Source organism: Natrinema soli (assembly GCF_028618695.1).
Window position 1 is genome coordinate 1 of sequence record NZ_JAQIVI010000481.1, and the last position, 6,803, is coordinate 6,803.

The window sequence follows — 6,803 nt, forward strand, 5'->3', positions numbered from 1 at the left end:
GCGACCACGATCACCGAGGCCGACTACGTCATCATCGCGGTTCCCACGCCGATCGACGACGACGAGAACACGGCGCAGGCCGACGCCCGCAGTGAGGTCGTTCGCCCGGACGATCTCCCCGCTCATTCCGACGGATTCGACCCGGTCGAGACTGAGCGCGACTCTGCTGGCGGCGGCGCAGTTGACGCCTCGACGAACGGAACCGACGACGCCCCGCCGGAACACGGCCGCGTCGTCAGCGAACCCAGCGGGGATCGTCCGTCGATCGAAGATCTCCGGAAAGAACTCAACGAACAGTTCGAGAGCATCAAGATCGTCCGCCCGGGCCAGTACGAACTCAACCTGATGGAACTCTACAATCGCGACGAGTACATCATCTCCCTGCAGGAGGACGGCCGGTACGTCATCGACGTCCCGGATTCGTGGCGCGAGGGCGACGACAGCGACGATTAATTGAATCGAACGCCACCATCGCTGTTTGATGTCGTCGAAAATCGTGGGTTCTGCAACGAACTCCCCTCGAAATCACACCGGACCGTTTCTACTGCAGAACCATTATATTCTCCGATAGAAGCTATTCCCTCGACAAATCCGTTTCCACTCGAAATGTTGGTCTCAAACGACACGACGACGGACAGCCTGATAGCTGATTCACCAGTTCCGCTCGACTTAGCAGTATTCACTGTCGAGCCGTCGGCTCGACGAGAAACGGTGGGTGTTTCACGAGAAGATGGGCCTCCTACGAGGAGTAGGAGGTGTCGACACGGCGGTGATCGCTCGCCGAACTCTCTCGAGCCAATTGCGGGTCCGACGCGACTGGCGGTACAGAGAGCGTTCGAAGCGAAGAGGAGCGATCGAAGCGAGGAGTAGCGAGTCGAGACAGATGGATTTAAGCGAGACGGAACCGACGCCTCGAGTATGAGCACCGCAACCAAGGTCGTTCTCACGACGGTCGCCGTATCGGCACTGCTGTCGATCCTGCTCGTTTTCCAGACCGCACTCGCCTGATGTTCGAGGCTCGTGAGCTCCCGGATCGACTCGAGTCGGTTCGCGAAACACGCACACCGGACGTACGAGTTTTCGACTGCGAGCGTGACTTTGAGACGCTACCGCCGGCGCTCGCCGAGGATCTCGGTCTGCTCGTCGATGCCCTCGAGCCCGCGAGCTATCCTGCTGACTGGCTCCCTGACGACGCGCCGACCCTCCTCGCCCGCTACGTGAGTTCCGATCTCACCATCGGGATGCCGGGCGACGGCAGCGTCGTTCCGACGCGCCAGACCGAGCCGCCGATCGTCATCGTCAAGCCGCGGGTCGACGGCTCGCCCGACCCCTTCGTCGACTTTCTGATCGCGGAGGCGCTCGTCCGGCTCGATCTCGGGGTCCCCGAGCACTTCATCGGCTTCTTCGAGGAGTCGTATCGCGACCTCGATGCGGCCGTGGCGCTGGATCCGAACGGCACCTACCAGGTCGCTGCGGCGCTGTACGACGGCTGGGTCGGTCTGCAGACTCGCGAGGTCTTCGCGGGCTGGCACGACGACCATTCCGAACTCGCCGATGCCTGGCAGGACGCGGGAACGCGACTCGAGGACCGTGTTTCGGGACTGTCGCGTGCGGTCGCGCGCGGTGATACCGACTTCGCGGATGCGACCGAACTCGCGTGTGCGGCGATCAAGCACGCGCTCGAACTGCCGGCTCCCTTCGCCGCGCTCGACACTGAAGCCTATCTGGATCACGGGCCGGCGTACGCGATCCAGTGGGCCGAGAAGACGTTCGACTCGCTCGAGGACTGATCGCTTGCGCCCGTCGTTTCAAGTGTAGAGTCTCCTGGAGCGGCATCGGTGAAAACGGAAGGCTCCGGCGTAAACGGAAGACTTCGGTAAAAACGGAGGTGCGTGTTGTCGGTCGCCACTTAGAACTCGGCGTCGACGCTGCCGTCCTCATCGAGGTCGATGATGCCGTCGAACAGTCCGCGGAACTGATCGACGAGCGCGTCGTCGTGGGGGTCTTCGGAGAGGTGGAAGAGGCCGACCGCGTCGTGTTCCGCGAGCAGTTCGAGGATCCGCTCGACCGCCTCGAGCGCCTGGTCGTCGCCGGCGTAGTAGGCGAGTTCGGTGACGGAGTCGAAACTGATGCGGAGTTTGCCGTCGTGGTCATCGAGGAAGCCGTCGATGTGCTCGACGATGCCGTCGACGTCGTCGGGGGCGGCGACGTAGTGGACGGTATCGGAAGCGCGCCGGGAGTAGCCGTGTTCGATGCTGAGCGTGTCGAGGATTTCGGCGCGCTCCTCGTCGACGTCGTAGTACTCGAGTTTCTGCCTGACCTCGCGGGCGGTGGTTCGCGTGGAGATCACGAGGAAGTTGTCGGTGTCGGTCTTGAGGAAATCGGTGTCGATGCGGTCCGTTTCGCCGGTGCTCGGATGCAAGAGGAGTACCCCGGTCCCGCCCGGGATCGTCTCCGGTGTCCCGTCTATTTCGAGCGCATAATCCATATTGCCGTGAACAACTTTCGGCACTCCCTTAAGATTGCGGATGTCTCTTCCACGGCGGAGACACGTCCGAAAACGGCGGAAGGGTCTCGCAAACTGGCGAGGGTGGGACAGAGCGACTCACCGAGCGTCGGACACGAAATCCGGATGCCCACGGATTTCGGTCACTGACGACCCTTCAACTCTAGAGTTTAGGCCCACCTAAAAAAGTCTGTCGGTGATTCCCGTACCGGTGAGAACGATGCCGGTGTCGTCGGGAGTCACTGCGAAACGAGCGCTCCGAACACTGTGGAACGAGCGCTACGAAACGAGTTATCTCAGTCGGCGCTGCGACCGGAGACTACTGGTGGCCATCCGAACGGGTTTATTCGCGCGCCTCCCATCGGGCGCATATGAGCGTCCGTAAGGAGTTCGACGAGTGGGCAACGAGTGGCCGAGACAGGGGGATGGAGGAGCGCCACTGGCACACCGCGAAGCACGCCCTCGCACGGATGCCTGTCGAGTCCGGCGATACGATTCTCGATCTCGGCTGTGGAAGCGGGTACGCCGGCCGAGCGCTCCGAGACACCAAAGACGCCGGTCGGGTCTACGGCCTCGACGGCGCGCCGGAGATGGCTCGCAACGCGGCCGGCTACACGGACGACGAGGATGTCGGCTACGTCGTGGGTGACTTCGACGCGCTCCCCTTCGCTGACGGCTCGATCGACCACATCTGGAGTATGGAAGCCTTCTATTACGCGGCGGACCCCCACCACACGCTCGAGGAGATCGCACGCGTCCTCCGACCCGGTGGCACCGTCTACTGTGCGGTCAACTACTACGAGGAGAACGTCCACTCCCACGAGTGGCAGGAGTTCATCACGATCGAGATGACGCGTTGGGATCGCGAGCAGTACCGCGAGGCCTTTCGCGACGCCGGGTTATTCGTCGCCGAACAGGACACCATCCCCGATCGCGACATCACGATCCCCGACGAAAGCGAGTTTCCGCTCGAGGACTGGGACGCCCGCGAGGACATGATCGAGCGCTACCGCGAGTTCGGGACGCTGCTGACCGTCGGCGTCGCTCCCTGAACGCCGGATAGCTGCGTGCGAATGCCCGATGCGGATCCACTTCCACCACTACCCACCAACCCCCACCACCTCCTCCTCTTGCTCGTCCATCCGTTCGTCGGATACGTCCCGAATCGGCGGCTGAACCCCCCAATTTCCACTCGAGACGCCCATTCCTCCGCGACAGCCCCCAACACGACCGGTGGCTCGAGTCGAAACGTACCCGTAGTGGGGTTGAGAGTCGTATTGACTGCTATAATGACTACTCGAGGGCTACCGAATTCGACTCTGTGTGTGAATACCGAGCCGAGAGATCGGGCGGGAGAGACCGCGACGACGCGCGAGCTATAGTAGCCACTGAAAGTCAATGCACACCTGTTCGCACGATTGCGTTGCGATCAGTGTGTACATCGTTTCAGTGGCTACTATACTCGTCCCGTTCGCCCGCCGGAATCGCGACTCCGAGCCAGTTTTCCTCGGGCGGGAGCGGGCAGTCGAACGTCTCGCTGTAGGCGCAAAACGGCGAGTACGCGAGGTTGAAGTCCACGACGATCTCGTCGCCGGTCGTCAGGTCCCGCTCCGGCTCGAGTTCCATATATCGACCGCCGTCGTAGGTCTGCTGGCCGGTCGTTTTGTCCCGGAACGGCACGAACAGGGGCTCCTCGTTCGGACTCTCCTGCTGGTAGGCCGCGAGTTCGAACGTGCCGTCTTCCAGGTCGTCGTCCTCGCGGTCAAGTTCGAACTCGAGTGTGGCAACGCGGCGGTAGCGCATCTCGCGGCCTGCGGTGGTCTCCATCAACACGACCTCCGGATCGTCGTGAACCGTCGCGGTCGCGCTCACGCGGTAGGCCGGATCCGGATCGAAGTAGTCGAGACCGTCGAACTCGTCTCGTTCCTCCGGCGGGATCGGAGACTGTGGATGGTCGGCGAAGAACTCGTCTTTCTCGGCGCGTTTCGACTCGAGTTCGTCGCGCCAGCGGTCGACGTCGATGGAGCCGGTGTCGCTCATGGCCGATCTAGGTGGGCGGGACTGGAAGGCGTTACGTTCCGCTCGGCCGTCCGCTTCCACTCACTGACATTTATATACCATCGCGCGGCCAATCCACTCCGTCAACGCTATGGACGACCGACGATGAGTACGGCAAGAATGACGAATTGGCGGACGGTGTTCGGCCACCCCCAACCCTACGAGCCTCAGGTCGACGGTATCGAGACGGCCATCGACACCGGACAGGACGGCGGCTATTCCGTCATCGAGGGTGCCTGTGGGACCGGGAAGACGATGATCGCGCTCACCGCGGGGATCGACCTGGTCCGCGACCCGGACACCGACTACGAACGCGTGCTCGTGCTCACGAGCGTCAAACAGCAACTGCGGCAGTTCGAAGCGGATCTCGAGACGATCAACGAGAACCTGCCGGCCGACTGGGACCCGATTTCCGGACTCACGCTGGTCGGGAAGGCCGACGTCTGTCCGTACAATCGCGAGAGAGCGGCGGGGTTCGACGACGGCAACGTCTACGACCGCTGTGAGACCCTGCGGGACCGCACCCGTGACCTCACGGGTGAGGGCGGCGACACGACCGCAGGGAATCTGGCGTCCCGCGCCCGAAGCCAACAGATCGGACTCGCCGACAGCGGGACCCGGTCGAAAAACACGTTCCTCGAGACCGCGGGCGAACCGACGTCGTACCCGCCGGAACTCCCCGAGTACGGCGACGGCGGGCCCGTGGGCGCAGAAACCGAGTACTGCCCGTTCTACGCGCAGTACCTCGATGATCTACCGGACGACGAGGAGAACGGATCGGTTGCGGAGGCAGTTCCGTACGACTTCACCGACGCCGGGATGGTCAGTCCGGAGGAGCTGGTCGCCCGCTCGGTGAAACACGGCACCTGTCCCCACTCCGTGATGGGGGCCGCCCTCGGCGAGGTCGAGGTCGTGATCGGCAACTACTATCACGCGTTCGACCCCCGAACCGTCGGCTCCTTTACCGGCGCGCTACTCGACGAGTCGACGTACGTCGTCTGTGACGAGGCCCACATGCTGGAACCGCGCGTCCGCGACCTGGTCAGCGAGGGCGTCGCCGACAGCACGCTCCGGGACGCCGAAACCGAACTCTCGCGGGTCATCCAGCCGGTCAAGTTCGAACGCGAAGGGAGACAGGCCGAAGGCGGCTCCAAGACCGCCGACGCGGACCTCGTTCGCGCGGAACTCAACGACAGCGACGTCTCTTACGAGGAGCTCAATCGGACGCTCGAGTTCGTCCGGGATCTCCGCGAGGAACTCGACCGCCGGGTCACCGCCCATCTCGACCGGAACTATCGGGGCTGGCAGTCGGACCTGAACGATCTCTCCGACGAGGAGATTCCCCTCCGCGATCCGGCCGTGCCGGCCGAGGACGAACTCAGCGAGTGGGCGGCGGACGCGGGGTACGGCGACGCCGACTGGGTCCGCGCCGAGTCCGTCGGTGCGGTCGTCGCGCGGATTCTGAACGAGGCCGAGGACGAGGACCGAACCCGCGCCGCACCCGCCGTCGGCCGGGTCCTCGGCGAGTGGTATCGACGGGGCCACACCGATTACTTCCGGGAGATCGAACTCGAGCGAACCTGGGACGACACCGAGCCCACGGACTCATGGCGGCGAGCCTACAACGCCCGGCTGGCCCTGTACAACTGCGTTCCCAGCGATGCGATCGGCGACCGCCTCGCCATGTTCGGCGGCGGAATTCTGATGAGTGCGACCCTCGAGCCGATGGACGCTTTCACCGAGGTAACGGGACTCCAGTACCTCGAACGCGAGCAAGATCGACCGGTCGTCGAACGGCGGTACGGACTCCACTTCCCCGCTGAGAACCGCGAGAGCTTCGCGGTCGCCGCACCGAAATACACCTACGATAATCGCGGCAGTCCGGGAGAAACCAATCCGACGCGGCGGTCCTACGCCGACGCGATCGCGAAGGTTGCGCAGCTCTCCGGCAACGTCCTCGTCGGGATGCCCAGTTACGCCGAGGCCGAGTGGACCGCCGGCGTCCTCGAGGATCGGGTCGAAAAGCCGGTTCTGCTCGACGCCGCGAGCGACGACGAGACTACGCAGTCGCTCAAAGACGAGTTCTTCGCGGGCGACGGAAAGGTGCTCGTCACGAGCCTGCGGGGGACGCTGACCGAGGGCGTCGACTACAGCGGCGACCGCCTCGCCGCGGCGGTCGTCTGCGGCGTTCCGATCGTCAACACCTCGAGCCCGCGGACGAAGGCCGTCCGCCGGGCCT

At 63.8% G+C, this 6,803-nt stretch carries 7 protein-coding genes; 5 read left to right on the top strand and 2 right to left on the bottom strand.

Annotated elements, in window-relative coordinates; translation table 11 throughout:
* The 3 genes from PGX04_RS24535 to PGX04_RS24540 form a co-directional block, all read left to right on the top strand.
* Positions 1–453: Zn-ribbon domain-containing protein (locus PGX04_RS24535; RefSeq protein WP_273740898.1), on the top strand; the 453-nt coding region annotated here is incomplete at its 5' end.
* Between the two features lie 465 nt (positions 454–918).
* Positions 919–1,008: a hypothetical protein gene (locus tag PGX04_RS34780; protein ID WP_425498462.1), complete on the top strand. Its 90-nt coding sequence runs from the start codon at positions 919–921 to the stop codon at positions 1,006–1,008.
* Positions 1,008–1,790 (top strand): DUF7089 family protein, encoded by a 783-nt coding sequence (locus tag PGX04_RS24540; RefSeq protein ID WP_273740899.1) that lies wholly within the window; start codon positions 1,008–1,010, stop codon positions 1,788–1,790. The genes PGX04_RS34780 and PGX04_RS24540 overlap by 1 nt, the downstream gene beginning before the upstream one ends.
* Before the next feature lie 119 nt (positions 1,791–1,909).
* Here the strand turns inward: PGX04_RS24540 and PGX04_RS24545 are convergent, their stop codons facing one another.
* Positions 1,910–2,488 (bottom strand): DUF7090 family protein, encoded by a 579-nt coding sequence (locus PGX04_RS24545; protein WP_273740900.1) that lies wholly within the window; start codon positions 2,486–2,488, stop codon positions 1,910–1,912.
* A gap of 389 nt (positions 2,489–2,877) precedes the next feature.
* Here PGX04_RS24545 and PGX04_RS24550 point away from each other — a divergent pair, with 389 nt between their 5' ends.
* A complete protein-coding gene (locus tag PGX04_RS24550) occupies positions 2,878–3,558 on the top strand; it encodes a class I SAM-dependent methyltransferase (protein ID WP_273740901.1) in 681 nt (226 codons plus the stop codon).
* A 394-nt stretch (positions 3,559–3,952) separates the two neighbouring features.
* Here the strand turns inward: PGX04_RS24550 and PGX04_RS24555 are convergent, their stop codons facing one another.
* The gene (locus PGX04_RS24555) at positions 3,953–4,546 is read right to left on the bottom strand and encodes a DUF1684 domain-containing protein (RefSeq protein ID WP_273740902.1); all 594 of its coding nucleotides are present in this window, start codon (positions 4,544–4,546) and stop codon (positions 3,953–3,955) included.
* 138 nt (positions 4,547–4,684) lie between these two features.
* Here PGX04_RS24555 and PGX04_RS24560 point away from each other — a divergent pair.
* Positions 4,685–6,803: ATP-dependent DNA helicase (locus PGX04_RS24560; RefSeq protein WP_273740903.1), on the top strand; the 2,119-nt coding region annotated here is incomplete at its 3' end.

What these genes read in the sequence shown, in the direction of transcription:
- PGX04_RS24540 (WP_273740899.1), top strand. Translation starts at nt 1,008, where the DNA reads ATGTTCGAGGCTCGTGAGCTCCCGGATCGACTCGAGTCGGTTCGCGAA.
- PGX04_RS34780 (WP_425498462.1), top strand. Translation starts at nt 919, where the DNA reads ATGAGCACCGCAACCAAGGTCGTTCTCACGACGGTCGCCGTATCGGCA.
- PGX04_RS24545 (WP_273740900.1), bottom strand. Translation starts at nt 2,488, where the DNA reads ATGGATTATGCGCTCGAAATAGACGGGACACCGGAGACGATCCCGGGC.
- PGX04_RS24550 (WP_273740901.1), top strand. Translation starts at nt 2,878, where the DNA reads ATGAGCGTCCGTAAGGAGTTCGACGAGTGGGCAACGAGTGGCCGAGAC.
- PGX04_RS24555 (WP_273740902.1), bottom strand. Translation starts at nt 4,546, where the DNA reads ATGAGCGACACCGGCTCCATCGACGTCGACCGCTGGCGCGACGAACTC.